At 59.4% G+C, this 25,461-nt stretch carries 30 protein-coding genes; all 30 read right to left on the reverse strand.

The genetic code is table 11. The annotated features are described in order from the left end of the window. Window positions 1-20: 20 nt before the first annotated feature. Window positions 21-1,259 carry an RIP metalloprotease RseP gene (rseP, locus tag K6T64_RS01120; RefSeq protein ID WP_288008244.1) on the reverse strand — a complete coding sequence of 413 codons (1,239 nt, stop codon included), beginning with the start codon at window positions 1,257-1,259 and terminating at the stop codon, window positions 21-23. Then, window positions 1,260-2,426 carry a 1-deoxy-D-xylulose-5-phosphate reductoisomerase gene (locus K6T64_RS01125; RefSeq protein ID WP_288008245.1) on the reverse strand — a complete coding sequence of 389 codons (1,167 nt, stop codon included), beginning with the start codon at window positions 2,424-2,426 and terminating at the stop codon, window positions 1,260-1,262. Window positions 2,427-2,614: 188 nt separating this feature from the next. Beyond that, window positions 2,615-3,439 carry a phosphatidate cytidylyltransferase gene (locus K6T64_RS01130; protein WP_288008246.1) on the reverse strand — a complete coding sequence of 275 codons (825 nt, stop codon included), beginning with the start codon at window positions 3,437-3,439 and terminating at the stop codon, window positions 2,615-2,617. Between the two features lie 13 nt (window positions 3,440-3,452). After that, window positions 3,453-4,247, reverse strand: coding sequence for an undecaprenyl pyrophosphate synthase (locus K6T64_RS01135; RefSeq protein ID WP_483306119.1), 795 nt, complete (start codon window positions 4,245-4,247; stop codon window positions 3,453-3,455). 32 nt (window positions 4,248-4,279) lie between these two features. Beyond that, on the reverse strand, window positions 4,280-4,801 hold the full coding sequence (gene frr / locus K6T64_RS01140; protein ID WP_215811068.1) for a ribosome recycling factor: 522 nt from the start codon (window positions 4,799-4,801) through the stop codon (window positions 4,280-4,282). A 29-nt stretch (window positions 4,802-4,830) separates the two neighbouring features. Next, complete coding sequence (gene pyrH / locus K6T64_RS01145; protein ID WP_013075528.1) at window positions 4,831-5,556, reverse strand: UMP kinase; 726 nt, start codon at window positions 5,554-5,556, stop codon at window positions 4,831-4,833. 89 nt (window positions 5,557-5,645) lie between these two features. Then, complete coding sequence (tsf, locus tag K6T64_RS01150) at window positions 5,646-6,296, reverse strand: translation elongation factor Ts (protein WP_100667799.1); 651 nt, start codon at window positions 6,294-6,296, stop codon at window positions 5,646-5,648. A gap of 96 nt (window positions 6,297-6,392) precedes the next feature. Further along, a complete protein-coding gene (rpsB, locus tag K6T64_RS01155) occupies window positions 6,393-7,088 on the reverse strand; it encodes a 30S ribosomal protein S2 (RefSeq protein ID WP_100667800.1) in 696 nt (231 codons plus the stop codon). Window positions 7,089-7,215: 127 nt separating this feature from the next. Beyond that, a complete protein-coding gene (locus tag K6T64_RS01160; RefSeq protein ID WP_288008247.1) occupies window positions 7,216-7,683 on the reverse strand; it encodes a hypothetical protein in 468 nt (155 codons plus the stop codon). Window positions 7,684-7,727: 44 nt separating this feature from the next. Beyond that, a complete protein-coding gene (locus K6T64_RS01165; RefSeq protein ID WP_288008248.1) occupies window positions 7,728-9,158 on the reverse strand; it encodes a FapA family protein in 1,431 nt (476 codons plus the stop codon). A gap of 14 nt (window positions 9,159-9,172) precedes the next feature. Beyond that, window positions 9,173-9,901, reverse strand: a complete 729-nt coding sequence (locus tag K6T64_RS01170) for a sigma-70 family RNA polymerase sigma factor (RefSeq protein ID WP_100667803.1) — start codon at window positions 9,899-9,901, stop codon at window positions 9,173-9,175. A gap of 15 nt (window positions 9,902-9,916) precedes the next feature. Next, window positions 9,917-10,312: a hypothetical protein gene (locus K6T64_RS01175; RefSeq protein ID WP_288008249.1), complete on the reverse strand. Its 396-nt coding sequence runs from the start codon at window positions 10,310-10,312 to the stop codon at window positions 9,917-9,919. Then, the gene (locus K6T64_RS01180; protein ID WP_197945594.1) at window positions 10,309-10,797 is read right to left on the reverse strand and encodes a chemotaxis protein CheD; all 489 of its coding nucleotides are present in this window, start codon (window positions 10,795-10,797) and stop codon (window positions 10,309-10,311) included. The genes K6T64_RS01175 and K6T64_RS01180 overlap by 4 nt, the downstream gene beginning before the upstream one ends. After that, window positions 10,794-11,399 (reverse strand): chemotaxis protein CheC, encoded by a 606-nt coding sequence (locus K6T64_RS01185; protein ID WP_288008250.1) that lies wholly within the window; start codon window positions 11,397-11,399, stop codon window positions 10,794-10,796. The genes K6T64_RS01180 and K6T64_RS01185 overlap by 4 nt, the downstream gene beginning before the upstream one ends. Window positions 11,400-11,407: 8 nt before the next feature. Continuing rightward, complete coding sequence (locus tag K6T64_RS01190) at window positions 11,408-11,887, reverse strand: chemotaxis protein CheW (RefSeq protein ID WP_100667805.1); 480 nt, start codon at window positions 11,885-11,887, stop codon at window positions 11,408-11,410. Window positions 11,888-11,902: 15 nt separating this feature from the next. Next, the gene (locus K6T64_RS01195) at window positions 11,903-14,005 is read right to left on the reverse strand and encodes a chemotaxis protein CheA (protein ID WP_170085663.1); all 2,103 of its coding nucleotides are present in this window, start codon (window positions 14,003-14,005) and stop codon (window positions 11,903-11,905) included. A gap of 11 nt (window positions 14,006-14,016) precedes the next feature. Then, complete coding sequence (locus K6T64_RS01200; protein WP_170085664.1) at window positions 14,017-14,622, reverse strand: CheB methylesterase domain-containing protein; 606 nt, start codon at window positions 14,620-14,622, stop codon at window positions 14,017-14,019. Next, a complete protein-coding gene (locus K6T64_RS01205; protein WP_170085665.1) occupies window positions 14,603-15,487 on the reverse strand; it encodes a MinD/ParA family protein in 885 nt (294 codons plus the stop codon). Before K6T64_RS01205 ends, K6T64_RS01200 begins: the two co-directional genes overlap by 20 nt. A 14-nt stretch (window positions 15,488-15,501) precedes the next feature. After that, on the reverse strand, window positions 15,502-16,692 hold the full coding sequence (flhF, locus tag K6T64_RS01210; protein WP_170085666.1) for a flagellar biosynthesis GTPase FlhF: 1,191 nt from the start codon (window positions 16,690-16,692) through the stop codon (window positions 15,502-15,504). Next, window positions 16,689-18,725 (reverse strand): flagellar biosynthesis protein FlhA, encoded by a 2,037-nt coding sequence (gene flhA / locus K6T64_RS01215; RefSeq protein WP_170085667.1) that lies wholly within the window; start codon window positions 18,723-18,725, stop codon window positions 16,689-16,691. Before flhA ends, flhF begins: the two co-directional genes overlap by 4 nt. Further along, complete coding sequence (flhB, locus tag K6T64_RS01220; protein ID WP_288008251.1) at window positions 18,722-19,900, reverse strand: flagellar biosynthesis protein FlhB; 1,179 nt, start codon at window positions 19,898-19,900, stop codon at window positions 18,722-18,724. Before flhB ends, flhA begins: the two co-directional genes overlap by 4 nt. Further along, window positions 19,849-20,640, reverse strand: coding sequence for a flagellar biosynthetic protein FliR (locus K6T64_RS01225; protein ID WP_288008252.1), 792 nt, complete (start codon window positions 20,638-20,640; stop codon window positions 19,849-19,851). Before K6T64_RS01225 ends, flhB begins: the two co-directional genes overlap by 52 nt. Next, the gene (gene fliQ, locus K6T64_RS01230) at window positions 20,637-20,906 is read right to left on the reverse strand and encodes a flagellar biosynthesis protein FliQ (protein ID WP_013075512.1); all 270 of its coding nucleotides are present in this window, start codon (window positions 20,904-20,906) and stop codon (window positions 20,637-20,639) included. The genes K6T64_RS01225 and fliQ overlap by 4 nt, the downstream gene beginning before the upstream one ends. A gap of 10 nt (window positions 20,907-20,916) precedes the next feature. Next, window positions 20,917-21,711 (reverse strand): flagellar type III secretion system pore protein FliP, encoded by a 795-nt coding sequence (gene fliP / locus K6T64_RS01235; protein ID WP_269148816.1) that lies wholly within the window; start codon window positions 21,709-21,711, stop codon window positions 20,917-20,919. Further along, entirely contained in the window at window positions 21,698-22,180 is a 483-nt protein-coding gene (locus K6T64_RS01240; RefSeq protein ID WP_288008253.1) for a FliO/MopB family protein, read from the reverse strand. Before K6T64_RS01240 ends, fliP begins: the two co-directional genes overlap by 14 nt. 32 nt (window positions 22,181-22,212) lie before the next feature. After that, on the reverse strand, window positions 22,213-22,575 hold the full coding sequence (locus K6T64_RS01245; RefSeq protein WP_013075509.1) for a response regulator: 363 nt from the start codon (window positions 22,573-22,575) through the stop codon (window positions 22,213-22,215). Window positions 22,576-22,579: 4 nt separating this feature from the next. Further along, window positions 22,580-23,758 carry a flagellar motor switch phosphatase FliY gene (gene fliY / locus K6T64_RS01250; RefSeq protein WP_288008287.1) on the reverse strand — a complete coding sequence of 393 codons (1,179 nt, stop codon included), beginning with the start codon at window positions 23,756-23,758 and terminating at the stop codon, window positions 22,580-22,582. Between the two features lie 10 nt (window positions 23,759-23,768). After that, window positions 23,769-24,767: a flagellar motor switch protein FliM gene (gene fliM / locus K6T64_RS01255; protein WP_100667815.1), complete on the reverse strand. Its 999-nt coding sequence runs from the start codon at window positions 24,765-24,767 to the stop codon at window positions 23,769-23,771. 14 nt (window positions 24,768-24,781) lie between these two features. Continuing rightward, window positions 24,782-25,225 (reverse strand): flagellar basal body-associated FliL family protein, encoded by a 444-nt coding sequence (locus K6T64_RS01260; protein ID WP_133121265.1) that lies wholly within the window; start codon window positions 25,223-25,225, stop codon window positions 24,782-24,784. Then, on the reverse strand, window positions 25,188-25,418 hold the full coding sequence (locus K6T64_RS01265) for a flagellar FlbD family protein (RefSeq protein WP_100667817.1): 231 nt from the start codon (window positions 25,416-25,418) through the stop codon (window positions 25,188-25,190). The genes K6T64_RS01260 and K6T64_RS01265 overlap by 38 nt, the downstream gene beginning before the upstream one ends. Between the last annotated feature and the right edge of the window lie 43 nt (window positions 25,419-25,461).

Genomic DNA, 25,461 nt, shown 5'->3' on the forward strand with positions numbered 1-25,461 from the left:
TTCTCCAATTCCCCCCGACCCTAAAACAGTCGCGTCACATCTTTGTATGTCACCAGGACCACGATGACCATCAACAGGGCAAACCCGACCAGATGCACCATGCTCTCCTTTTGTGGGTCCACCGGCCGGCCCCGCACCGCTTCGACCAACAGGAACACCAATCGGCTGCCGTCCAGGGCAGGAATGGGCAACAAGTTGATGATCCCCAAGTTAATGCTCAGCAGGGCCGTCAAGGTCAGCAGATTCATCAAGCCCTCCCGGGTCTGTTCCCCGATCATCGCCACGATCCCCACCGGCCCGGCCACTTCGGGCGCAAGAGTCCCGGTAATCATTCGGCCGAAGGCCTGCACAATCTGAACGGAGATATCCCAGGTCTGTTTAATCCCGAGCCCAATGGACGCCAAGGGGTTATGGACCAGTACCGGGCTGATTCCGATCACCCCGACCCCGCCGCGGATCTCTGGGGTCACCGTGACTTGCAGATGCTGGTTCCCCCGGACGACATCGAGGACCACCCGCTGGTCCGGCCGGGACTGCACGGTCTTAACAAGCTGATCCCAAGAGTTTACCGGCTCGCCGTTTACGGCGGCGATGTGGTCTCCCGGCTGGATGCCGGCCCGAATGGCCGGGGAATCCGGCAGAACCTTTGCCACATCCGGCCCCGATGGCACGCCGGCAATCGTGAAATAAACCGCGAAAATCACCGCCGCCAAAACAAAATTCATGAGTGGACCCGCAAAAATCGTCGCCGCCCGGGCCCAAACCGGTTTTCCCATGAATTGCCGATCGTAAGGAGCCAAGGGAATCGCGCCGCCTTCGGCGTGAAGTACCGCCCCTGGCCCTAAGGCGTATCGCCGGGTTCCGTCCTCTCCCTCAATGCGCAAAGAGTAATCGTCACGACTCGGCCCGGAGACCAGGCGTCCCACGAAGTCCGCCTGGCCCACCGCCCGGGGATCGCCAAAGGCCTCGACCTGTCCCGCCCCATCGAGGCGCACGGCGATCGCCTTCCCCGATTCCAGACCGTAATCCTCCGGCCCCTCCCCAGCCATATTGACAAACCCTCCGAGGGGGAGAGCCCGAACCGAATAAACCGTTTCTCCCCACCGGCGGCTGAAAAGTTTAGGTCCGAAGCCGACGGCGAACTCCCGAACAAAAATCCCCACCCGTTTCGCCACATAGAAGTGCCCGAACTCATGGAAAACCACCAGCAACAGGAAGATCACGATCGCCGCCACAGCCGTTTGGACACCGCCGATCATTCAACGTGCCACCTTTCCTTTTTCCGCCACATAGGAGGCGGTTTTGCGGGCCCATGCATCCGCCTGCACAATTGCTTCAAGATCCGGGTGGGGGACGGGATCGTGCATGTCCATCACTCGACGGACCGTTTCCTCAATGGCGAGAAACGGGATTCGGCCGCGCAAAAACCATTCCACCGCCACCTCGTTTGCGGCGTTCAGTACCGCCGGCATCGTGCCCCCGCTTCTCCCCGCTTCATAGGCGTAGCTGAGACAGGGAAATCTATCCCAATCCGGAGGATGAAAATGCAAACTCCCGATCTCGGTTAAACGCAGGGATTCCACCGCCCCCGGCCATCGCTCGGGGAAAGACAGAGCGTACTGGATCGGAATGCGCATGTCAGGAATGGCCATCTGGGCCACCAGGGAACCATCGACGAACTCCACCGCCGAGTGGACAATGCTCTCGGGATGAATCACCACCTCGATCTGCTCGTAAGGAACGCCGAACAACCAATGGGCTTCGATGACCTCCAGGCCTTTATTCATCAGGGTAGCCGAATCTACGGTAATTTTATGACCCATTGTCCAGTTGGGATGACGAAGAACGTCGGCGACCCGGGCGCTTTCCATCCGTCCCCGGGTCCAATCCCTGAGGGCGCCCCCGGACGCGGTGAGCCACAGGCGCGCCGCTTCTGAGATCCTCTCTCCGTTCAGACACTGAAAAATCGCGGAATGCTCGCTGTCCACCGGCAGGAGCTCGGCACCCCAGCGGCGGACTTCGTTCATGACCAACTCTCCCGCAGCCACCAAGGTTTCCTTGTTGGCCAGCGCAATACGTTTGCCTTCCCGAATCGCCCGCAACGTGGGGACCAACCCCACAAATCCCACCAAAGCGGATACCACGATCTGGACTCCGGGATGGGTGGCGACAGAGGTTAGCCCTTCTTCTCCCCAATACACCTTCACCCCGGCCGGAACCCTCGCCTTTACTTCCTCGGCGGTTCGCGCATCCGTCACGGCCACCAACTCCGGACGAAACCGGTGGACCTGGTCCACCAATCGATCCACGTTCCGCCCAGCCCCCAAAGCTTTGATTGTAAAGCGATCCGGTTGGGCAGCTATCACCCGGAGCGTATTTCGACCGATAGAACCCGTCGATCCAAGTATCGCTACGCCTTTGCTCATTCCTTCACCCCAACGGCAGGTCGGTTGGCAAGTCATTCTGATCCGCCTGTACTCTACAGTGTAACACAGCCGCCCCCCCGGCTCCACCATGGGGAAGTGGCAAAAATCACGACAAAAAAACCGGCCTCCCATCCGGGATCCCGGTCATGATCATCGTGCACCAGTTGAGGTAATGCCCTCGCCCGGCGTTAACGTAAATACCCCAGAAGATGATAAGCCACCGAACCCGCCAGCAACAAACTGTCGAACCGGTCCAGCACACCGCCATGGCCGGGGAGTAGGTTTCCGGAATCTTTTGCGCCGAATGCCCTCTTCACCGCGGACTCCGCCAGATCCCCCACCTGACCGGCGAAAGAGGCCACCATCCCGAGGATGACCATTCCCGGTAAGGAATAGGGCCGGATGTCGACGGCGAAAAACACCAAAGCGGGCACCGGAGAAATTAAAATCCCCGCTGCGCTTCCACTCAAGGTTTTATTGGGGCTGAGGACCGGAGCGAGCTTCGGTCCCCTCACGCGTCTGCCCACAAAATAGGCCGCGCTGTCCGTGGCCCAAACGGATAACAACACAAGGGTACACACCGCCAGCCCGTGTTCCCCGGACAGGCGGAGCCACGTAAAATCCCTAAACAAGATCCCCAGATACAATACGCCGAGGAGGGTAAACGCAGTATCTAATACCGTTTGCTCATTCCGGATCAATACCGGAATCAGAACAAAGAGGACAACCACCACCCATACCGCCTCGTCGAGATCAAACCCGACACTTCCCGGCCAAACCCACTGCAGCAGTCCCCCTTCGCTGCCGGTTAAGAAAAAAATGCCTTCCAGCGCAGCAAAGCCCAAGACGGCGGGGAGGGACCATAGAGGCACCCCTTTCAGGTGGATCCATTCCCCGAAAGCCAAAGCGGCCACGATGCCGATAAATACGACGATCCAAGGCCCACCGAGATACAAAATCGCGAAAAATCCGCCGCCGCCGATCACCGCCGTGATGACACGCTGTCGCAACACCCGTCCGCACTCCTTATTGTCCGCTGTGCACATCTGAAGGCGGGAGACTGTCCACCCCGCCAAACCGGCGCTGTCGGGATTGATAAGCTCGGACGGCTTCGAACAGATGCTCTCGGGTGAAATCCGGCCATAGCACGTCGGTGAACCATAGTTCGGAATAGGCAATTTGCCACAATAGAAAATTACTGATCCTGAGTTCTCCACTGGTGCGAATCAACAGATCGGGATCAGGCAGTTCCCGCGTTTGCAGAGCAGCGGAAATCGTGGCTTCGTCCACGTCCTCGGGACGGAGTTCCCCGTCCTTAACCCGGCGGGCGATCGACCGAACGGCATTCACCAACTCAGCCCGAGCCCCGTAGTTGAGCGCGAAATTCAGAATGAGACCCGTATTGTTTCGAGTGCGTCCCATGGCCGCCTCCACCGCTCGCAGGGTGTGAGGCGGAAGGCCATCCGTCTCCCCGATGAGGCGGACCCGTACCCCGTGTTCGTCCAACTCTTGCAACTCCCGATCCAGAAACTCCTGGGGCAGTCGCATGAGGTAATCCACTTCTTCCCGAGGCCGTTTCCAATTCTCCGTCGAGAACGCGTAAAGGGTCAACACCTGGATCCCGATCTCATCCGCTGCCCGGGTGACCTCTTTCACGGCCTTCATCCCCGCGCGGTGCCCCGCGACCCTGGGCAATCCCCGCCGGTGCGCCCACCGCCCGTTGCCATCCATGATAATGGCTACGTGGCGCGGAAGATTGCCCGGATTCACGTGCAGAGAGGATAGCGGTTGACCCTTTCGCATTCCCCATCTCGGATTCATCCACCCCACGCCTTTCGTCGGACGTCTTTCCGTCAGACTTCAGTGATTTCCTTTTCCTTGGCGGCCAACAGACGGTCGATCTCCTCAATGAATCGATCGGTTAACCCTTGAATCCGCTCCTGCAGCCTCCGGCCCTCATCCTCCGAGACCGAGCCGTCTTTCTCGCTTTTCTTGATCTCGTCGTTGGCTTCCCTCCGGATATTGCGAATGGCCACCCGGGATTCCTCGGCGAGTTTGCGCACCATCCTTGCCAATTCTTGCCGCCGTTCTTGGGTAAGCTGGGGAATGGCCAAACGAATCACTTGCCCGTCATTGGTGGGCGTCAGTCCCAAATCCGATTTCAAAATAGCTTTCTCGATCTCGGCGAGGGCGCCCTTGTCCCAGGGCTGGATCACCAGCAGACGGGGTTCCGGGGCGGTGATGCTCGCCAATTGGTGAATTGGCATAGAGGTTCCGTAATATTCGACGGTGACCTTATCCAACAACCCCGGCGTCGCCCTTCCCGCCCTGACGGAAGCAAATTCTTTTTTCAGCGCTTGAAGTGATTTATTCATCCGCTCCTCGGCCTGTTTCAACAGGTCGCTCACCGCTGTTCCCTCCAAACCGTGGTTCCGATCGGCTCGCCGAGCACGGCCCGTCGGATATTGCCGTCTTCGGTGATGGCGAAGACGATGATCGGAATGTCGTTATCCATGCAGAGGGAAGTGGCGGTGGAGTCCATCACCGCCAACCCCCGGTTTAAGACGTCAAGAAAGCTGAGGGTTGCAAATTTTTTCGCACCCGGGTTTTTCGCCGGATCGGCGTCATACACGCCATCCACCCGGTTTTTCGCCATGAGAATCACGTCTGCCTCGATCTCCGCCGCCCGCAGCGCCGCTGTGGTGTCGGTCGAGAAATACGGATTCCCCGTGCCGCCGGCAAAAATCACAACCCGGCCCTTTTCCAGGTGCCGAATCGCCCGTCGTCGGATATACGGCTCCGCCACCTGCCGCATCTCAATGGACGTTTGTACCCGGGTATCCACCCCTATCTTTTCCAGCGCATCCTGCAAGGCCAGGGCATTCAACACTGTGGCCAGCATGCCCATGTAGTCGGCGGTGGCGCGGTCCATTCCCTGGGCGGTGCCGGACACGCCCCGCCATATGTTCCCCCCTCCCACCACCACGGCCACCTGGACTCCGAGTTCCACAATCTCCCGCACCTGCCTGGCCACAGAAGCCAAGACAGCCCCATCAATGCCGTAACCCGTGTCCCCGGCAAGGGCTTCGCCGCTGAGCTTCAGGACCACCCGCGCGTATTTCGGCTGCACCTTCCGCCAACCCCCCGACCACCGTCTGTCTCCTTAGACCTCGACCCGGACTTATCGGTTGCACCCCCCGGCCAGCGGTCGGGCGCCCCTCACCGTTTCACCTGAGCCATGACCTCTTCGGCAAAGTTTTCTTCTTTTTTCTCCAAGCCCTCGCCCAGTTCAAAACGGGCGAATCGGCGGACCGAAATGTTCTCCCCGATCTTCGAGATCTTTTCTTTCACCAATTGTTCAACCGTGATATCTGGATTTTTGATAAAAGGTTGTTCCAACAGGCAAGCTTCTTTGTAAAACTTCTCCAACCGCCCCTCCACCATACGTTCCACGATGGCCGCCGGCTTTCCTTCCGCCTCGGCTTGGGCGCGGTAGATGGACTTCTCTTTTTCAATCACCTCGGCGGGAACCTCTTCCCGACGGACGTATTCCGGACGGGACGCAGCCACTTGCATCGCGATGTCTTTGACCAGGCTCCGGAATTCATCGGTGTTGGCGACGAAGTCGGTTTCGCAGTTAACCTCGACAAGGACGCCGATGCGCCCTCCTCCGTGAATATACGCTTCCACCAACCCCTCCGTTGCCACCCGGCCGGCTTTTTTCGCCGCGGCCGCCAGACCTCTCTCCCGCAACAGTTGAATGGCTTTATCCATGTCCCCTTCGGCGTCGGTTAGCGCCTTTTTACAGTCCATCATCCCGGCGCCGGTTCGTTCCCTCAATTCTTTCACCTGTGCGGCAGTGATCGCCACGATCCCACTCCTCCTTACGAGTTCTTCGGAAATTATCACAAAAAAAGGGTGGACGGGGGCGGGCGGCCCTCTTCAACCACCCTTGGAACTTTGCGATCACGCGGTCTGTTCGCCTTGGCTCCCCTCCAGGACGGCGTCCGCCATCTTCGAGGTAAGCAGTTTCACCGCCCGGATGGCATCGTCGTTGCCTGGGATGACGTAGTCAATTTCGTCGGGGTCGCAGTTCGTGTCCACGATGGCCACGATGGGAATCCCGAGTTTGCGCGCCTCCGCCACGGCAATCCGCTCTTTCCGGGGGTCGATGACAAACAGGGCTCCGGGCAGATCTTTCATCCCCTTGATCCCGCCCAAAAACTTTTCAAGGCGCTCCTTTTCTTTTCTTAAAAGGTTAACCTCTTTCTTCGGCAAGACCTCAAAAGTGCCGTCTTCCTCCATCCGCTCCAACTCGTGCAGGCGGTCAATCCGCCGGCGTATCGTTTGAAAATTCGTCAGCGTGCCTCCGAGCCAACGCTGATTGACATAAAACATTCCACATCGTTCCGCTTCCTCTCGTACCGAATCCTGGGCTTGTTTCTTCGTTCCCACAAAAAGCAAGGTCTTGCCTTCCTCAGCGAGGGAGCGAACGAACTGATAAGCTTCTTCGACCTTTTTCACTGTCTTCTGCAGATCGATGATATAAATCCCGTTGCGCTCCGTGAAAATGTACTTTTGCATCTTCGGGTTCCACCGGCGGGTTTGGTGGCCGAAATGGACCCCGGCCTCTAAAAGCTGCTTCATCGAAATAATGGCCATGACTTGTTCCTCCTCAGTTGGTTTTTGCACCTCCGCACACTTCATCCCCGACCGGGACCCTTGGGCACCACCGGCCTGATCTGCGCACGTGTGGAATTGTGCCAACCGTAACTATAGCATATTCACCTCAGCCGTTGCAATCCGGCGTTGCCGTCTTCTGGTTACTTTGAGTTTCGATGGCGCGCCGCCGGCGCCGCTCGGCGAGTGCCGCCATCAGTTGAACCTCCCCGACTCCCCGGCCGGATCGTTTCGCCCACTCCTCCATCGACAGGGAAACTCTCGCAGTGAATCCCGGCAACTCCTCTCCACCCGGGTACCCCCGAGCGCCGTCTTCCCCGAGGTGGATCTCGGCCCTGCCCCCAGAATCCTGAGACAAGGCCGCTCTTCCCTCAGCCGGGTTTTGTCCCCCGGGCGGGACCGCGCTGTCCCCGGATCTCGGCATCCGGTTTTTCAACTGTTGTTCCAGTAGAAAGATCTTTTGCTCCAGGGCGCGAATGGCTTCGTCCCGTTCCTCCAGAAGACGCTCGATCTCATCGAGCAGAAGATCATTTTCCTCCTGAATACGGCGAATCAATTCCTCCCACTGCGGGTCCATACTCACCCCTCCTCCGCGATCGACAAGCCTGAGCCCGCCGGAGTTCACCCCTCCGAAGATACCCGGATTTCACCCCCGTCCAGAGTAAAACGCACCCGGTCCATCTCCTGGATCACCGTATACATGGCGTTGCCAATGATGATTTTCACGCCGGGGTACACCTTGTGAGCAGATACGGCAGCATCTTGAAACTGCCGCATATCTTCGGCAATCATCTGCAGTTCGAGTCGACTCTCCTGGATTCGTTCGTCCAATTCGGCCAAATCGCGCTGCAGCTTTTGTATCATCCCCACTGCCCCCGGATCCTGGCGTACCTGCAACCGTTTCTCCAGAACCTGGATGGCAAGGCGCAGTTTCGATCGCTGGCCGTCCATCCGGCGGAGCTCTTCCTGAACGCTGCGCCAACGATCCCGAACAGTTTGCGGGAGCCCCACGGCCACAGTGGTGGGGACGGCCATGGGAGAACCCAAGACTGCGGCCCGGATCCGATGTACCGCTGTACACGTCCCACCGGCAATGGTGCCCGCCGGGGATAGGACTTGGATATCCCGGCCCGCCGAGGTCTCACTGTGGAGGATGCTGCGCTGGGCCACGACGTCTAATTCCGCTGATACCCGCCCTTGTTGGATGAACTTCGCTTGAACGGAGCCCCCGGCCCGCACAGACCCTCGGGTGCCCCCGTAGATGCCGGCACCCACCTTCACATCGCCGCCACTTTCGACGATGCCGCCATCCACAGCCCCGTCAATGACCACATCTCCGCTCGCCTTCACCCGAAATCCGGGTTGAACAGAACCGCCGATATGGAGGCTTCCTTCAAAAGAGACATGGCCGACTCCGTAATCCACGTCCCCCTGAACCCGATACATCGGCTGAACATCGATCCATCTGCGCCGCGGGTTGTACACGGGGTGGCCCGCCACCCGGGACAAAACTGTTGTATGATCCTCGTTCCACTGGGCACCCGGGCCCAGAACCACAGTGATCGCCCCGGGCGTCGGGGCGGGTATCGACACCCCTCGGACGCTCATTCCGTTTTTCCCAGGAATCGGGGGCACCACGCGTACAAGAGGTGTTCCGGGGGACACCGATGGAATGCCGCCGCGATCACGCAAATCCACGCGATTCGCCCCGCTGGGGTCCTGGGGTTCCCCTTGCGCTCCCTCCGCCTTGGAATCTTGCGTCAGCCACTCAATCCGGCCGGGTTGTCCAGGTTCCGGTGGAATCCCCCGGGCGACCTCCACCCAACCCGCCTCCTCATCGGCCCGTACATTAAGAAGCCTCGTCAGTCCCTCCTCAGCCACCCCGAAATGAATACCGGATTTCACCAGAAAAGATTCCACTTCCGCGCTGTTCCACCTGGCCCGTTCCTCCGGACGTGTACCAGGTTTCCACCGGGCCCGGGCCGTCAAACCGTCTAGACCGATTTCGACCTCCAGCACTCTTCCGATGTCCGGTTCCCGCTCCTGCCCCATCCTTCGCTCCCCCATCACTCCATCAAATCTGCCCGATGCTGCGCCAACCGGCTTCTCAACCGCAGAAGAGCTTTCGAGTGGAGTTGACTGACCCGGGCAGGCGTAACCCCGAGAACAGCAGCGACCTCCCGAAACGACAATCCTTCAATATAATGTAGGGACAGGACATACTGCTCTCTCTCAGGAAGTGATGTGATCGCTTCAGCCAACAGCTGTCGGATGGCCTGGCGGGACACCGTCTGCGCCGGATCCACACCTTCGGGATCGGGGATCGCATCGGCAATACGGAAAGACTCCCCGTCCTCGGTATGTATGACGTGGTCCAAAGAAATCGGATGGAACCTCTCAAACTCTTCCAACCACCCGATAAACGTCCCCCGGTCCACACCCAGTTCTTGACACACCTCTTCATCACTGCCAGATTTCCCCTTGGAAAACAAGCGCTCATAAGCCTCTTGAACCTTCTTAACCCGTTCCCAGCGCCTCCTGGACGCCGGGCCCTCGGCCCGGACGCCGTCGATCATCGCGCCGCGTATCCGCAGTCTGGCAAACACCTCGAAAGGAGTTTCCTGCCCCGGGTCGTATCGCCGGGCTGCCTCCAACAACCCGAGCATCCCAAAGGAAACCAAGTCTTCCATGGCTGCTGGCTTGAAACGGGATTTCAACCGGCGTGCTATATTTTCAACCATGGGCAAATAAAGGGTGACGTCCAAGGGGTCGGACTGTACACCGGGTTTCTCCATCGTCCCGCCTCCCGTCTACCGGCGACGTTGCACCCAGGCTGCCAAATCTGTCCACTGCCCCGCCTTCGCCCCATCTGCGTCAGGACGCTGGGAGGGAAGCGGGGAGGCAGGCACCGTCGATTCGCCCTCGGCCTGTGCCCTGGTGGTCTCCTCCCCTTCGAATCCGGGCGGCCGCCCCCCCACGGCTAACTGTGCGAGATCGTCATCATCTGGCTCTGACCGCAGGTCGATGGTCGAAGGAGCCGCCTCGACCACCCACCTCCGCACCCCCTCCACCACCAGGGCCACAATGGTCAACACCACCGCAGACACCCCGGTCCGCAACAAAGCCGTCGTCCACACGTGCCCAGCCGCCACCGCGATCAGAAAAAAAACTCCACTTCCGAAGACCGGGACCGTCCACAGCTTCATAGCACAATCTGTCCCCCCCGCACCGTGCGCACCCATAAACGGCCGTCCTCGCTGTGCAACTCGATGGTCCTCCCGGTGGAACCGCCGACATCCTCCCCAACCATTGGAATCCCCCATTTGGCCAGGGCCCGGCGACAGGCGTCGACATTCCGGGGGCCAATCTTCAACAAATCGTTTTTCCCGGCAAACGTGAACATCTGGGCACCTCCGGCCATTTTGGCCCGTAAACGCTCGACCCGGGCGCCGTTTTGCTGCATCATTTCCACCAGCCAGTCCACCCCCGTATCGGCGAATTTCGCCCTGGTGGCGTCAGTAAACCCCTCGGCGGAAGGGAGCATGATGTGAACCAGCCCCGCCACTTTCGTTTGCGGATCCCACAGGGCAACCCCTACGCAGGAGCCGAGGCCCACAGATCGCAGGCGATCCGGACAATGGACCACTTTTAAATCTGCCATGCCGACATGGACCACTTGGCCGGCGATCACTCTCCTTGCACCCCCAAGGCCGTCAGCAAAGGCAACACACTGTCGGGATCGGGAACGAGGAGAAAATGGCACCAGACATCCAATTCCTCGATATGGGCGCCGGTATGCACGATCAGGCATTGGTCGGCATCCGCGGTGAGCATCCCGACTTCTAAAATCGCCTGGGCCATGTCCACGGCCACGGCGGGCACAGAAGTCTCCACCTTGCCATGGGTGAAATCACTCAGCGAGATGAGATATGCCGATGTCAGAATATTGCCTATTTCTCCAAGGGCGGATAAGGCCATCTCATTTTGCAGATCGTCACCGAAGTCGCCCTCCGTCCACATGGCCCGGAGTACGGCTCGGGCCGAACAGGCTGGAATGATGAAAAAAAGGTTGCCGGGATAATCTCCTCCGATGCGAAAATAGGTGCCCACTACGACGTCCTCCGCACCGCCCACGGCGTCCACCACGTGATCAAAAGCCAGCACCTGAACCGTGGGCACCGTGATCCGAACCGGTCGCTGCAAGAGAAGGGACAAACTCGTGGCCGCGTGGCCTGCCCCGATGTTGCCCACTTCCCGGAGGGCATCGAGGTGTCGATCGCCTAGCGGTTGCACCGGGGACCTCACCAAGACATCGCGCCGAGCTCGGCCACTTCCTGGACGCTCAGCACCCGGTCGAGATTGAGCAAGACCAGCAGTCGATCGTCCAGTTTTGCCACTCCGCGAAGATAGTCCGCCTTGACACCACCCACCACGGCCGGAGGAGGATCCACCCGAGACATGGGGACGTCGATGACGTCATTGGCCGCATCCACCACCAAGCCCACCTCCATTTCCCCAACAGCCACCACGACGATCCGGGTATCGTCCGTGTACTCCACTTCAGGGAGGCCAAATCTTGCCCGCAAATCGATAATGGGCGTCACCACGCCGCGCAGATTGATGACCCCTTTAACAAAAGCGGGCGTCCGGGGAACCCGGGTGATCTTTTGCACGCGTTCAATAGACAGGACCTGAGAAACCTCAACCCCGTATTCCTCCGTCGCCAATTGAAAAACGATCACTTTGACTTCTCGATCCAGATCTTGAGCTTTCTGCTCCATCCGGAATGCCTCCTCTCACGCCGCAAGAAAAGCATTACAGTCGATGATCAGCGCCACCTGCCCGTCACCGAGCACCGTGGCACCGGCGATGGAAAACACTTGTTGCAAATACCGCCCGAGAGACTTCAGCACAATCTCCTGTTGACCGAGAAACTCATCGACGATAAACCCTGCGAACCGGTCGCCCCGGCGCACGATCAGGACATTTTCTTCATCTTTGGTCTCCTCGCGCCGAAGCTCGTACAACCGTTCCAAATCGATGAGCGGAATGACCCGCCCTCTGAAGGGGATCACCTGTTGTCCGTGAAGATCCCGGATGTCCCCTCGATTCACGACGGCCGTCTCCACGATGGAGTGAAGGGGAACGGCATATTTTTCTCCTGCCAGGCTGACCAGCATGGCTTGAATAATCGAGAGCGTCAGAGGCAATTGAATCACCCATTTCGTCCCTCGACCCGAGATGGATTCCACCGTCACCTTTCCCCCGACCTGCTCCAACTTGCGTTTCACGACATCCAAACCCACGCCCCGTCCGGAAACGTCGCTGACCGTGTCTTTCGTACTGAATCCCGGTTGGAAAAGAAGGTCAAAAACCTGTCCATCCGTCAAGGAAGCCGCGTCACTGCGGTCAATAAGCCCCCGCTGCACAGCTTTCTGAATCACTTTCTCGCGATCCACTCCCCGGCCGTCGTCAGACACCTCGATAAACACGTTGTTTCCGGAATGATAAGCCACCAGCTCCACTCGCCCCGCCTCGGGTTTGCCAAGTTTCCGGCGCTCCTCCGGCGTCTCAATTCCGTGATCCACGGCGTTCCTCAACAGGTGCACCAAGGGGTCGCCAATCTCATCGATGACCGTACGGTCTAGTCCCGTATCCCCGCCGCGAACGACAAAATCGACACTCTTCCCCAACTCCCGGGCCAGGTCCCTGACCATGCGCGGGAAGCGATTGAACACCGTGTCCACGGGCACCATGCGAATCGTCATCACCAAATTTTGAAGATCGGCGCTGATTCTCACCATGTGCTCGACTGTTGCCAGAAGGTCCTGATGTCCGGTTTGCTTCGCCAGCTCTTCGATCCGGGTCCGGTCGATCACCAATTCGCTGAACAGGTTCATGAGGGTGTCCAACCGATCGATGTCCACGCGAACCGATTTGAGCGTGCGATGATTCGTCGCCCTTTCTTCCGGGGACCCCCCCAGAGCTGTCGTGCGAACCCCCTTGGGAGAATCCGACTCACTTCCCGACCCGTTTCGTTCTCCCTTTCCGCGTGGGGCGAGACGTTCGGGCGATGGTCCATTCCCGGTGGTTCCAGCCCACGGCTTGACCACCACCTCCCGGATCTCAGAAATCCCGAGCAGTGCTTTCTCCACGGCTTCGGGGCTTTCTTGTTTCAGAATGAGAAGCAGGCGGATGTCCAGATCCAGATTCCCTTGTTCCAGCTCCTCCACCGGAGGGTCCACCTTGACCAATTCCCCAAATTGTTCACAGGCGTCCACCACCATGTAGGCCCGGGCAGCCTTTAAGATACAACCTTCATCGAGCCGGACGGCGATGCTCACCACCTGTAAGCCTTCCCTCCGGGCCTCTTCGGCCACAGACTCCTGGTACGCGTCCAGGACGAGGGCCGGCCCTTGGGAACTGTCGATCTCCCGCCCACCTCCGGTCCGCCCCGCCGAAGGCCCCTTTCCGGCAGAGCCAGACCCGGCGTCGGGAGCACCCGTCATGCCCCGAGATTCATCCAAAAGCCGCTGAAGGCCTTGCACCACGTCTTCGGTGGGGATCCCGGCCAGGTCCCCTCCTTCTTCCACCGCCGCGAGTTGGGCTTCCAACAGGTCGACGGCTTTGAACAGCACATCCATGTGGTCCGGAGTGATGGCCGCCCGGCCGTTTCGGATCTCGTCCAGGACATTCTCCATGTCGTGCGTGACCCATACCATGGGCTCAAAACCCATGGTCGCCGCCATCCCCTTAATGGTGTGCGCCGACCGAAAAACGGCATGGATCGCCTCGTGGTCCGAGGAATCCCGCTCGAGAACTAGCAATTGTTCGTTCAGTTGCTGCAGATGCTCCTTCGTTTCTTCAATAAACATGTCGAGGTATTCACTGTTCTCCACCATACCACCCCCTACCTGTTCATGGACAACTTCATCAGGAGGGCTGGGATTTCCTCTAGATCTGCAACGTAATCCACACATCCGCGTTCGATGGCGGCCCGGGGCATTCCGAACACCACGGAACTCTCTTTAGACTGGGCGATGGTGATTCCCCCCCGGCGATGAATTTCCTCCATCCCCTCGGCCCCGTCCTTTCCCATGCCCGTCAAGAGGACGGCAATCACCGGGTGATGAGCCGCTCTGGCCGCCGAGTCAAACAATACATCCACGGAAGGTACGTGGTTGTGCCACGGAGTCTCTTCCCCAAGTTCCACAAACCAACCTTCAAGATCCCGATGGACTCTCATCTGTCGACCTCCAGGGGCAATGGCCACGGTTCCCGGCCTCAGCCGATTTCCCTTGGCCGCCTCAAACACCTGAAGTGACGACTCTTGGTTGAGTCTGGCGGCAAAAGTCCGGGTGAAGGCCTCGGGCATATGTTGAACCACAGCAATGGGCAGTGGAAAGGTTTTCGGAAGTCCTGACAAAATGGATGCAAGGGCGGTGGGTCCCCCCGTGGATGCCCCCATCACCACGAGTTCCGCCGCACCCCACCTTTTATCCGCGCCCGAGGGCATGCTGCAGTTTCCAGATAAACTCCCGCCAGCCGCGCCGACTCGGGGGGCTCTCTGCCGGAGCGACATCCTCACCGCCCATCAGGCGGCGGGCGATTTGTCGTACACACTGGGCAGCCCGGCTATCGGGAGCACTCAGGAGAAAGGGCGTTTGTCGAAAAACGGCCCGTCCCACCGCAGGATCCTCGAGAATATACCCCATCGCACCGGGCTCGAAAGAAAGAAAAGTTTTCGAAACCTGGACCAATCGTTGAAACGTTTGTATCCCCTCCGAAAACGTCCGGCACCGGTTGACCACGATCCGAATGCGGGCGCTCAGGGACCGCCGAACCAGTACTTTGATCAAGGCGTAGGCGTCCGCAAGGGCCGTGGGTTCCGGGGTTGTCACAAGCAGAATCTGATCCACACTTTCCAATAGGTGAAGGCTCGATTCATTCAGTCCGGCGCCGGTATCGACGATGACCCAGTCGAGAGTCGATTCCAAATCCATCAATTTATCGAAACACACCTTGACTTGATCCCTGGAAAGCTGGATCCAATCGGGCAAGGCCGTGCCCCCTGAGATCCAGGAAATCCCTAAGGGGCCGGTCTGGACGACATCTGAAGCCAAAACCCCGGGCTGAGCCAAATCCAACAAAGTTCGGCCCGCACCACTTCCAAGTAAAACATTCACGTTGGCAAATCCGACGTCGGTGTCCAAGATGAGGGTGTTCTTGCGCTCCTGTTGAAGAGCCAAGGCGACATTGACGGCCACGTTGGACTTTCCCACCCCACCCTTCCCGCTGGTCACCGCCGCGGTCTTCAACGAGACTCCCCGGGGCCCGGACTGATGGGCCATCCTTTTGCGCAACTCGGATGCCTGATCCATCGTCTCCCCCCGTCCTAAAAGAGCCGCTGCGCCAGATAAGCGGCATCCGCTTCGATAATGTCGTCCGGAACGCCTTGCCCGGTCGTGATGTATGCCACGGGTCGGGATTCTGCCAGTATGAGATCAACCGCCGAGGCCAAGCTTTCCGTTTCATCCGCCTTGGTGAACAGGTATTTGTCGATCGCCACCTCCCGGAGTGCCTCCACCGTCCGGTACAAATCCCGGCCTTTACCAGACAGGCTTAAGACGAGGTAGGTCTCGTCGGGCTTTGCGGCCTGAAGCATTTCGCGCAACGACAACGCGTGTTCACGCTGGGTGTAATTGCGCCCCGCAGTATCCACGAAGATGCGGTCGTATTCAGCCAACTCCCCCACCGTGCGCCGCATTTCCTCGGGGGTGTACACGACGAAGCAAGGTATACCAATGATCTGGGCGTAGGTTCGCAGTTGGTCGACGGCGGCAATGCGGTACGTATCCGCTGTGATCAAGGCCACCCGGCGACCGGCGTCCAAAGTCTCGATAGCCGCGAGTTTCGCTATCGTGGTGGTTTTCCCAACCCCCGTGGGCCCAGCCAAGGCAATCACCCGAGACTCCGCCGCCATGGGTGAGCCGACCCAAGGCTGAAGCTGGCTGCGGACAATCTCCTGCAGCTGCTCGACCATATGCGATATTTCCCAGGACCCGTCGTCGGGAATCGAGATAACCGCCTGCTCGGCCAGAGCCCGGGCCCGGCGCTCGTCCATCCCGCCGGCCACCAGGCCTTCGGCCAAGTGTACGAGAGCCCGGGCTGCCGGGGATTCCCCCGAGGCCGCGATCTTACGGATGAGCTCTCGCCACCCCGCATCGGTCAGGTCCCGGACATCGCCCGAAACACCCGTGCGTCCGGAGGAGCCAGTCAATGGATCCCGGTACAAATTGCCCCGTGTGAGCTCGGCCCCCACCTCCCCGGGATCGGGACCTGATAAAAAATTCACCTCGGGGCGGGGGTTCGACCGGGGCCCGGTGGGCGCCGGTCCCTTCGCCCCTTGCCCGCCCCCATCTTCTACGGCGGCCACGATTTCGATCCGCTTTCTCCGCCGCCAGGGAACCCAACGGGAGGCCGGCACTTCCCTCGTGTTGAGAATCACCGCCTCTCCCCCGAGCTCGTCCCGAACCCGGGCCATGGCTGTCGCCATATCTTCGGCAGTAAATCGTTTGATCCTCACGATACATTCACCACCCCTGCCGTCTCAACATCCACCGCCGGATCGATCTCTTGGTAAGACAACACCGCCACGTCGGGCAGAGTACGCTCCAACAAGCGACGCACATGAGACCGGATGTGTGGCGAGGTGACAATGACGGGATGCTGTCCTGCTGCCATGGCGCGCCGCACCTGATCCACCAACTGCCCGACCATCTGTTGGTGGACCCGGGGATCGAGGACCACATAGGCGCCAAAATCCCCTCGGTGAATCGATTCCGCGATCTGCCGTTCGAGCCCCGGATGAAGGGTGATAGCGGTGAGAGGCTTGCCCGGGGCGGCCCAGCGCTGGGTAATGGTTCTCCGCAGGGCCTGGCGGGCGAACTCCGTCAACAGTTCAGGATCGTGGGTGGTCTTCACGGCGTCGGCCAAGGTTTCCACGATGGTGGCCAAATCCCGGATGGGCACTCCCTCCCGCAAAAGATTGGAGAGCACTTTTTGGACCTCGCCGTACCCCACCACGTTCGGCACCACTTCGTCCACCAAGGCCGCGTGATGTCGGCGAAGGGCGTCGATCAACTGGCGGGTTTCTTGGCGTCCGATCAGTTCATAGGCGTGGCGCTTCAGGACTTCGGTCAGATGGGTGGCCACCACTGAAGGGGGGTCCACCACGGTGTACCCTGAAAGCTCCGCTCTCTCTCTCATCTCCGGCCCGATCCACAGCGCCGGGAGCCCGAAAGCGGGTTCCTTTGTCGCCACCCCCACCACCCGGGGATCGTCCACCCCCGGACTGATGGCCAGATAATAACCCAGCATCAATCGGCCCCTTGCCACTTCGGATCCTCGGATTTTGATCACGTACTCGTCCGGTTGCAACTGAATGTTGTCCCGAATCCGAACCACCGGAAGCACCACCCCGAGCTCCAGGGCCAACTGGCGTCGGATCATGACCACCCGGTCCAAAAGGTCGCCGCCCTGAGCGGCGTCAGCCAAGGGAATCAGCCCATAACCGAATTCGAATTCCACCGGATCCACCGGCACCATGGAGACGACACTTTCCGGCGTCCGAATCTCTTCGGTCTCCCGTTTCGCCTCCTGCGCCTGTTGTGCGGCGGCATCCGCCCGGAGTCGGCTCTGCATCCTCCATCCCCCAAACGCGACCACCCCAGCGACGGGCCAGGTCTTCACCCACCCGATGGGGGTCAGAATTCCGAGAAGAGCCAGTGCACCAGCCACCACGAAAAGCATTTTCGGGTAGGACAACAACTGGGTGATGACATCTCGCCCCATGTTGTTGTCGGAGGCGGCCCGGGTCACCACCAGTCCGGTGGCGGTCGAGATCAGAAGGGCGGGGATTTGACTCACCAGACCGTCCCCCACTGACAGCAGGGTGTAATGACTGAGGGCCGTGTTGAAATCCTGATGGTTGACGGCCATCCCAATGATGAATCCCCCGATGATATTGATCACCACGATGATGATCGAAGCGATGGCATCCCCTTTGACGAATTTGCTGGCGCCGTCCATAGCGCCGTAGAAATCGGCCTCTCGTTCCACCGTCCTCCGGCGCTCCCGGGCTTCTTGTTCGGTAATCAAGCCCGAGCTCAGATCAGCGTCGATACTGATCTGTTTACCCGGCATGGCGTCCAGGGTAAACCGGGCCGCTACTTCCGCCACCCGCTCAGCGCCCCGGGTGATGACCACAAACTGGATCACCGCAAGGATGGCGAACACGATCAGCCCGACCACCACGTTACCCCGCACCACGAAGTCGCCAAAGGTCTGAATGACTTCTCCGGCGTAGCCCACGGACAAAATCGACCGGGTGGACGAGACGTTCAGGGCGAGACGATATAAAGTCGTGAGCAACAAAAGGGCTGGGAACACCGAAAACTGTAAGGGCTCCCGGACGTTCATCGCAATCAGGAGAACAACCAGAGACACCCCCAAATTAATCACGAGCAAGAAATCGAGCAGAGAAGGAGGCAACGGGATGACCATCATGACCACAATTCCGATCACGCCGACCAAAACGGCCAAATCTGTCCGTTTCATCGATCACTCCCCCTCCTTTCGCCCGTCCACCCCCGGAGGCGATACACGTATGCCAGCACCTCCGCCACCGCTTGGAACAACACTTCGGGAATGGCCTCCCCGATCTCCACCATGGCATGCAACCGCCTGGCCAGGGGCGGATTTTCCACCACCGGGACTCCGTAGCGCCGGGCGGTCTCCCGGATTCTCCACGCCCAGACATCAGCCCCTTTGGCGATGACCACCGGCGTGTCCATCGATTCCGGCTCATACCGGAGGGCCACGGCGTAGTGGGTGGGGTTCGTGATAACCACCGTCGCCTTCGGCACCTCCTGCATCATCCGCCGCTGAGCCAGGGCCCGCTGCCTTTCCCGGATTTTGCGTTTGATGGTCGGATTGCCCTCGGTGCGCTTGAACTCCTCTTTGACCTCTTGTTTGGTCATCCGAAGTTGACGTTCGAAGGATACCCGCTGGTACCACGCATCGAGGATCGCAAGCCCAAGCAGAGCGAGGCTCGCTTCGAGGGCGACGTTCCACAACTGGTCGCCGGTCCACCCAGCCAGGGCCGTGGGGTCCATCCCTCCTAAACTCCCGGAGCTTTCGAAAATTTGCCTGGCCAGGCTGTACCCGATGCCGCCGAGAATGGCGATTTTTAGAATCATCTTGGCTCCTTCCACCAGGGAGCGGAGCGAGAATAACCGGCGGAACCCCTCCAAAGGGGAAATCCGCTTCCACTGGGGGGACACGGCTTTGAACGCGAAAAGTCCCCCCACCTGGATGAACCCCGTTGCCAGCCCCGCCGCGGCCGGCAACAAAAGAAACAGGATAAGATTTGAAAAAACCCCCATCACCTGCCCACCCATCCACGCCAGCCACCCGTCCGGCGTCGAGAACTGGATCGGAGAACCGGTGATAAGGGCGGCGAACAACCTCCGCCATTCGTCGATCCACGTCTGGCCCAGGGCCCGCACGGCCAACACCGCGGCAAGCAAAACCAGTGCCGCCGTGAGGTCCGCACTGCGGGCCGCCTGACCTTCCTTTCTGGCTTCCTGGCGGCGACGGGGGGTGGGAGGTTCCGTTTTCTCCTCGGCAAACCATTGCAGGTCCCAGAGATAGGGAGTGCCCGCCACCTTGTGCTCCGGGTTCAGCCGGTCCCCAGTGCTCGGAGCACCCCGTCCACCGCTTGAATCATCCATCCCATCACCCGCTCGATTCCGAGGATCAACACGGGCAACGTCCCCAGAGCAACCCCCCAGCCGGCGAGAATTTTTCCGGGCAGGGCGACAAACAACAGATTGGTCTGGGGCGCCGCCCGGGAAACAAAGGCAAGGATGACATCGATCAACAGGAGCGTCAACAGAAGGGGCGCCGCCAATTGAACCCCAAGGATAAACAAGACCGCTACGCTTCTGGCCACCACTTCTGCCACCGGTCCCACCGGGATACCCGCACCCAGGTGGATCCATTCGAAACTGTGAAGCAGAGCCGAGAGCATCGCCAGATGGCCGTCGATTCCCAAAAACACGACGCTGGTCAGCCACATTTGCCAGTTGGCGAGGATCGACCCATTGGTTCCAAATTGGGGATTGAAGAGGGTGACCATCGAGAAACCCATTTGGATATCGACGAGTTGCCCGGCCATTTCGGCCGCTGTAAAAAGAACGGAAGCCATAAACCCGATGGCAGCGCCGATCAACCACTGTTTCACCACCTCAAACAGATAGGCACTCAGCGCGAGTCCTGCCACCGCCGCCCCCTGGGCGGGAATGACCGTTTGCGCCACCAACAGAGCCACAACCCCAGCCAATCCCATTTGGACAGGCGCCGGCACCGCCCGACTCGAAATCACCGGGGCGGTCATCACCCATCCGATGATCCGGGCCAAGATCAATAACCACACCTGAACCTGATCCACCAACGCCGCCAGGGAAATCATCGGATGAATCCGGACAACTGCCCGAAAATCCCCTCGGTGTAATCGAGCAGGGTGTGGAGCATCCACGGCCCCAACAGCAGAATCACCGCGAACACAGCGAGCACCTTTGGCAAGAACGTCAATGTCGGTTCTTGAATCTGCGTCACCGCCTGGAAAATACTTATAATCAGGCCCACCACCAGGGTGAAGCCCAGGAAGGGCAGCGACAATAATAAGGCGATTCGCAGCGTTTCCTGCCCAATCTGAAGCACGTTGTCCGGACTCACCGCAACCACCTCACACGTAGCCCGCCAGGAGCGATTTCACGATCAAATACCAGCCGTCCGCCAGAACGAACAAAAGAATTTTAAAGGGCAACGACACGATAACCGGGGGGAGCATCAACATGCCCATAGCCATGAGAACACTTGAAATCACCATGTCGATGATGAGAAACGGGATAAAGATCATGAATCCGATCTCGAAAGCGGTCTTCAGTTCACTGATGGTATACGCCGGCACCAACAACGACATGGGGATGTCCTCCACCCGGGCAGGAAGGGCCACATTTCGGTAATCCAAGAACAATTGCAAGTCCTTTTCCCGGGTCTGCTTGGCCATAAAATGTTTAAAGGGCACCTCGGCCCGGGCAATGGCCTGGGTCTGGCTCAATTCCCCCCGCAGATACGGCTGAACGGCCTGCTGATTGACCTGGGACAAAGTCGGGGCCATGACGAAAAAGGTCAGGGCCAAGGCAAGGCCGATCAACACTTGATTCGGAGGGGTCTGCTGCACCGCGAGGGCGCTTCGCACAAAAGAGAGCACCACGATCATCCGGGTAAAACTCGTGATCATGACGAGAATCCCGGGAGCCAGGGAAAGAACGGTGATCAGTAAGATAAGCTGAAGGGTGCCCGCGACCCCTTGAGGGGAAGAATCAGGTTGTAGCGTGGACGGCAATCCAGGAATGATAGCGGTCGGGTCCGCCGGCGCAGCCAGGGCGTACCCCGTCTTCATCACCAGGAAAGCCGCCAGGACGACGGCAATCTTCATTCCCACGTGCTTATAACATCGAAGATCAGTCATCCCCATCCATTCCCCTCTGTCTCTGGAGCCACGTCCGTCGCCGATCGGCCATCTTTTGGAGGACCTCGGCCAGTCGGCGGTCAAAGCCCGGGGCCTTCCCTTCCTCTCTTTGGAGGCTTTGTTTCCGCTGTGGGTCCTCAATCACTTCAAGTACGCGGATGTCCTGGGCCACCCCCAACACGAGCACCCGGTCTGCCACTTCGATTAAATGAACCGCTTTACCTGGTCCGAGAGGGAGGACGCCCAGCAATCTGAAGCTGTCAGACCCCGCCGCTTTCGGCCAGCGCCCCCGCAGCCACCTGGACGCGAGCCAGATGAGGGCCAGAATGACCAGCAAACCCAGCCCGAGCTTCAGAAAGGATAGCGACAAAGACGGCTCGGGAGGGGGCGCCGAAGGGGTGCTGGGAGGAGCGTGACGGACTGCATCTTCCACAGAGTTCGCCACGGCCAAACTCGTACGTGGCCACGCGAGCAACCAACACCACCCGGCAAAAACCACCACGGCCTTCATCCCAAAGTCTTGCGGACCGCTTCCAAAACGCGATCCGCCTGAAACGGCTTTACGATAAAATCCTTGGCCCCGGCCTGTATCGCGTCGATCACCATCGCCTGCTGCCCCATTGCCGAGCACATGATCACTTTCGCCTCCGGGTCGATGGCCCGGATCCGCTTGAGCGCCTCGATCCCGTCCATCTCGGGCATCGTAATGTCGAGGGTGACAAGATCCGGCCGAAGTTCCTGAAACTTTTCCACAGCCTGGATGCCGTTCACCGCCTCGCCCACCACTTCGTACCCGTGCTTGGTCAGAATCTCCTTGATCATCATGCGCATGAACGCGGCATCGTCTACGACGAGAACTTTGCGACTCACCTTCTCACCCTCCCTGCTGTACACCGCGCATTCGATCGCGGGGGTGTACAATGTCTGTCACCCGCACCCCAAAGTTTTCGTCGATGACCACAACTTCCCCTTTTGCGATCAATTTTTGGTTGACGTAAATATCCACCGGCTCCCCGGCCAGGCGATCCAATTCCACCACAGATCCCAAGGACCAGCTTAGAACCTCCCGAACAGACTGACGGGTGCGGCCAAGCTCGACACTCACCGTGAGGGATACGTCGAGCAAGAGATCGAGGTTATCCATCCGGGGCGTTTCGGCACCAGGGGAGTGCAGAGGGCCGAATTCCACCGGCTTGACGACGGTCTGCGCGCTGGCAGCCACCTCGGTTTGGGAGGTCCCGGCTTCGTGATAACCCCCCGGCCGATCCGCCACAGCCTTCTCTTGGGGGGAGACGGTCTGCTGGCCGGAAGCCTCTGTAGGAGACGGGGCACCTGTCCCTGTGGACGGCTGAGTTCCCGGGGTTTGCGATGGTGCCGTGGCAGAAGGACTCGCACTGTCCTGCGGCCCCAGTAGCGCCGTCACCATTTTCTTGGCGAAGCTGAGAGGAATGATCTGCATGATGTGCGAGTCGATGAGATCAGCGACGATGAGGCGAAAAGCCACCTTCACCACGACTTCTTCTCCGGAAAACAGCTCCCCCGGCGTTTCCTTTTGAAAATCCACAATTCGGGCCGTGGGCGGCGAAATGTTGATTTTCATGTTAAACATCTGGGACATGGAGGTGGCCGCCGACCCCATCATCTGGTTCATCGCTTCACTCACCGCACTGAGCTGCAATTCATCGAGCTCGCCTTCCGGGGGAGCTCCTTGACCACCCATCATGAGATCAGCAATGATCCGGGCGTCCTCCGGGCGGATAAACAAAGCGTTGAGCCCCTCAAAACCCGCGGTATACTGGACCTGCACCGCAACATGGGGCACGGGAAATTCGCTACCCAGTTCCTGGGTTTTGGCCACACTCACGATTGGCGTGGTGATTTCCACCCGTCTATTTAAAAGGGTAGACAGGGCCGTGGCGGCAGTTCCGAAACTGATGTTGCCGATCTCCCCGAGGGCGTCCCGCTCCATGTCGCTCAGGGTTTCTCCTTGTTGCGGAGGCGTCATGGCCCCTCCTCCCCGAAGAAGCGCGTCGATTTCATCCTGAGATAGCATATCGGACACCTTATTCACCCCCTTCGTCATCGGCGATCTCTGTAATTTGAACAGCGAGCCGGCCGTGATCCACTCCCGGGCGGCCAAGATATTTCACCTTGTCCCCGACATAGATCTCCACGGGCCGGTTCACGGCTTGATGAAGGGGGATGACATCCCCGGCGGAGAGGTGCATCAAGTCGTAGAAATCGATCGAGGTCCTTCCCAAAACCGCCCGGATTTCCACCGGGGCAGCCCGCAAACGTTCCCGCAGCGCCTCCTCTCTCGCAGGATCCAGTGCCCGGTGCACCTGCCCCATGCCCAGCATGTGCTGTGAACTCAGTTTCGGCAACAACCGCTCCAAGGTCAGATGGGGCATACAAATGTGCATTAAACCGGTGGTCTCCATAATCCGCATACTGACGGAGACCACGGCCACCGTATCATTGGGGGCCGCAATCTGGAGAAACTGGGGATTAAATTCGATAAAAGACAGAGTCGGCCGCAAGTCCTCCACAATGCCCTTCCACGCATCGCCCAACACTTCGAGAGATCGGCTCCACGACCGTTCGAACACTGTAGTCTCAATTTCCGTAAACGCCCGGGCGCCGGCCAGTTCCAACCCTGGCCCTCCGAGGAGGCGATCGAGCATGACAAAGGCGACGTCCGGTCCAATCCCGATCACCCACCGCCCGCTGAGCGGAGCCAGATCCACCACGAGCAAGGTTGAAAGATGCGGCATGGAGCGAATAAACTCCTCGTAGGGCAGTTGCTCGACAGAAATGACATCCAGGTGCATCCAGGTCCGCAACTGTGCCGAAAAATACGTGCTGAGCATCCGCGCGTAGTTCTCATAGATCCGGGTCAGACTGCGCAGTTGATCTTTCGAAAATCGCATGGCCCGTTTGAAGTCATAGACACGGATCCTGCGCTGCTCTTCTTCCTCCTTCATGGCTTCCGCCGAAACCTCGCCGGAACTCAAGGCCTGTAAAAGGGCGTCGATCTCTCGTTGCGACAGGACGTCCGCCACGCCTCGTCACCCCCTTACTGAACGATGATGGAGGGAAAATATACTTGCGTCACTCGACCATTGTGAAGGAGCTCGTTGACCCTCTTCATGATGTCCCCTTTCAGCTTTTCCTGCCCTTGGGGCTGGTCGAGATCTTCCCGTTTCCAGGAATGAAGAATATCGTTCACCGCATCCTGGATCTCCACTTTTCTCAGTTCGAGCTCGCCCTTCGCCTGGTCGGAGCTCGCCTGAAGGGAGATGCTCAACTGAATGACACTTCCCCCGGCGAGGTTGGTGGTCATTTGGGGCAGGTCATAGCGCGTTTTGGCGAGATCGGCCGCCGTCGGCGGACCCGAGGAAGTCGCCCGAGACCCGATGACATACCACGCTCCCACGGCCACCGCCGCGGCCAGCACCACGATTAACGCCCATGTCAGCGCTTTACTCGTCGCGACTCCCCCCTTCCCGTCGGTGTCCACGGATGCCGCGCACCAGGCCGATGCTCCGATAGTAATCGGTCACCCGATCGGCAATTTCCCCCACCGTTTCCCGGACGACCAATTTTCGTCCGGTAGACAAGGTCACCACTGTATCCGGGCTGGCCTCCACCGACTCAATGAGCAAGGCGTTCACCCAAACTTCCGAGCCATTCAATCGGGTCAACGGAATCACAGTCTCTCACCCGGCCCGGTGGACCGAGGTAGATTGTCCGTGG

This window comes from Kyrpidia sp. (genome assembly GCF_023512215.1).
GTDB classification, from domain to species: Bacteria; Bacillota; Bacilli; order Kyrpidiales; family Kyrpidiaceae; genus Kyrpidia; species Kyrpidia spormannii.

Excerpts from the sequence above, each read along its gene's own strand:
- rseP (WP_288008244.1), bottom strand. The coding sequence starts at position 1,259 with ATGATCGGCGGTGTCCAAACGGCTGTGGCGGCGATCGTGATCTTCCTG.
- K6T64_RS01125 (WP_288008245.1), bottom strand. The coding sequence starts at position 2,426 with ATGAGCAAAGGCGTAGCGATACTTGGATCGACGGGTTCTATCGGTCGA.
- K6T64_RS01135 (WP_483306119.1), bottom strand. The coding sequence starts at position 4,247 with ATGAATCCGAGATGGGGAATGCGAAAGGGTCAACCGCTATCCTCTCTG.
- frr (WP_215811068.1), bottom strand. The coding sequence starts at position 4,801 with ATGAATAAATCACTTCAAGCGCTGAAAAAAGAATTTGCTTCCGTCAGG.
- rpsB (WP_100667800.1), bottom strand. The coding sequence starts at position 7,088 with ATGGCCATTATTTCGATGAAGCAGCTTTTAGAGGCCGGGGTCCATTTC.
- K6T64_RS01160 (WP_288008247.1), bottom strand. The coding sequence starts at position 7,683 with ATGGACCCGCAGTGGGAGGAATTGATTCGCCGTATTCAGGAGGAAAAT.
- K6T64_RS01165 (WP_288008248.1), bottom strand. The coding sequence starts at position 9,158 with ATGGGGCAGGAGCGGGAACCGGACATCGGAAGAGTGCTGGAGGTCGAA.
- K6T64_RS01170 (WP_100667803.1), bottom strand. The coding sequence starts at position 9,901 with ATGGAGAAACCCGGTGTACAGTCCGACCCCTTGGACGTCACCCTTTAT.
- K6T64_RS01175 (WP_288008249.1), bottom strand. The coding sequence starts at position 10,312 with ATGAAGCTGTGGACGGTCCCGGTCTTCGGAAGTGGAGTTTTTTTTCTG.
- K6T64_RS01190 (WP_100667805.1), bottom strand. The coding sequence starts at position 11,887 with ATGGAGCAGAAAGCTCAAGATCTGGATCGAGAAGTCAAAGTGATCGTT.
- K6T64_RS01200 (WP_170085664.1), bottom strand. The coding sequence starts at position 14,622 with ATGCCCTCGGGCGCGGATAAAAGGTGGGGTGCGGCGGAACTCGTGGTG.
- K6T64_RS01205 (WP_170085665.1), bottom strand. The coding sequence starts at position 15,487 with ATGGATCAGGCATCCGAGTTGCGCAAAAGGATGGCCCATCAGTCCGGG.
- flhA (WP_170085667.1), bottom strand. The coding sequence starts at position 18,725 with ATGAAACGGACAGATTTGGCCGTTTTGGTCGGCGTGATCGGAATTGTG.
- flhB (WP_288008251.1), bottom strand. The coding sequence starts at position 19,900 with ATGGATGATTCAAGCGGTGGACGGGGTGCTCCGAGCACTGGGGACCGG.
- K6T64_RS01225 (WP_288008252.1), bottom strand. The coding sequence starts at position 20,640 with ATGATTTCCCTGGCGGCGTTGGTGGATCAGGTTCAGGTGTGGTTATTG.
- fliP (WP_269148816.1), bottom strand. The coding sequence starts at position 21,711 with ATGGGGATGACTGATCTTCGATGTTATAAGCACGTGGGAATGAAGATT.
- fliY (WP_288008287.1), bottom strand. The coding sequence starts at position 23,758 with ATGCTATCTCAGGATGAAATCGACGCGCTTCTTCGGGGAGGAGGGGCC.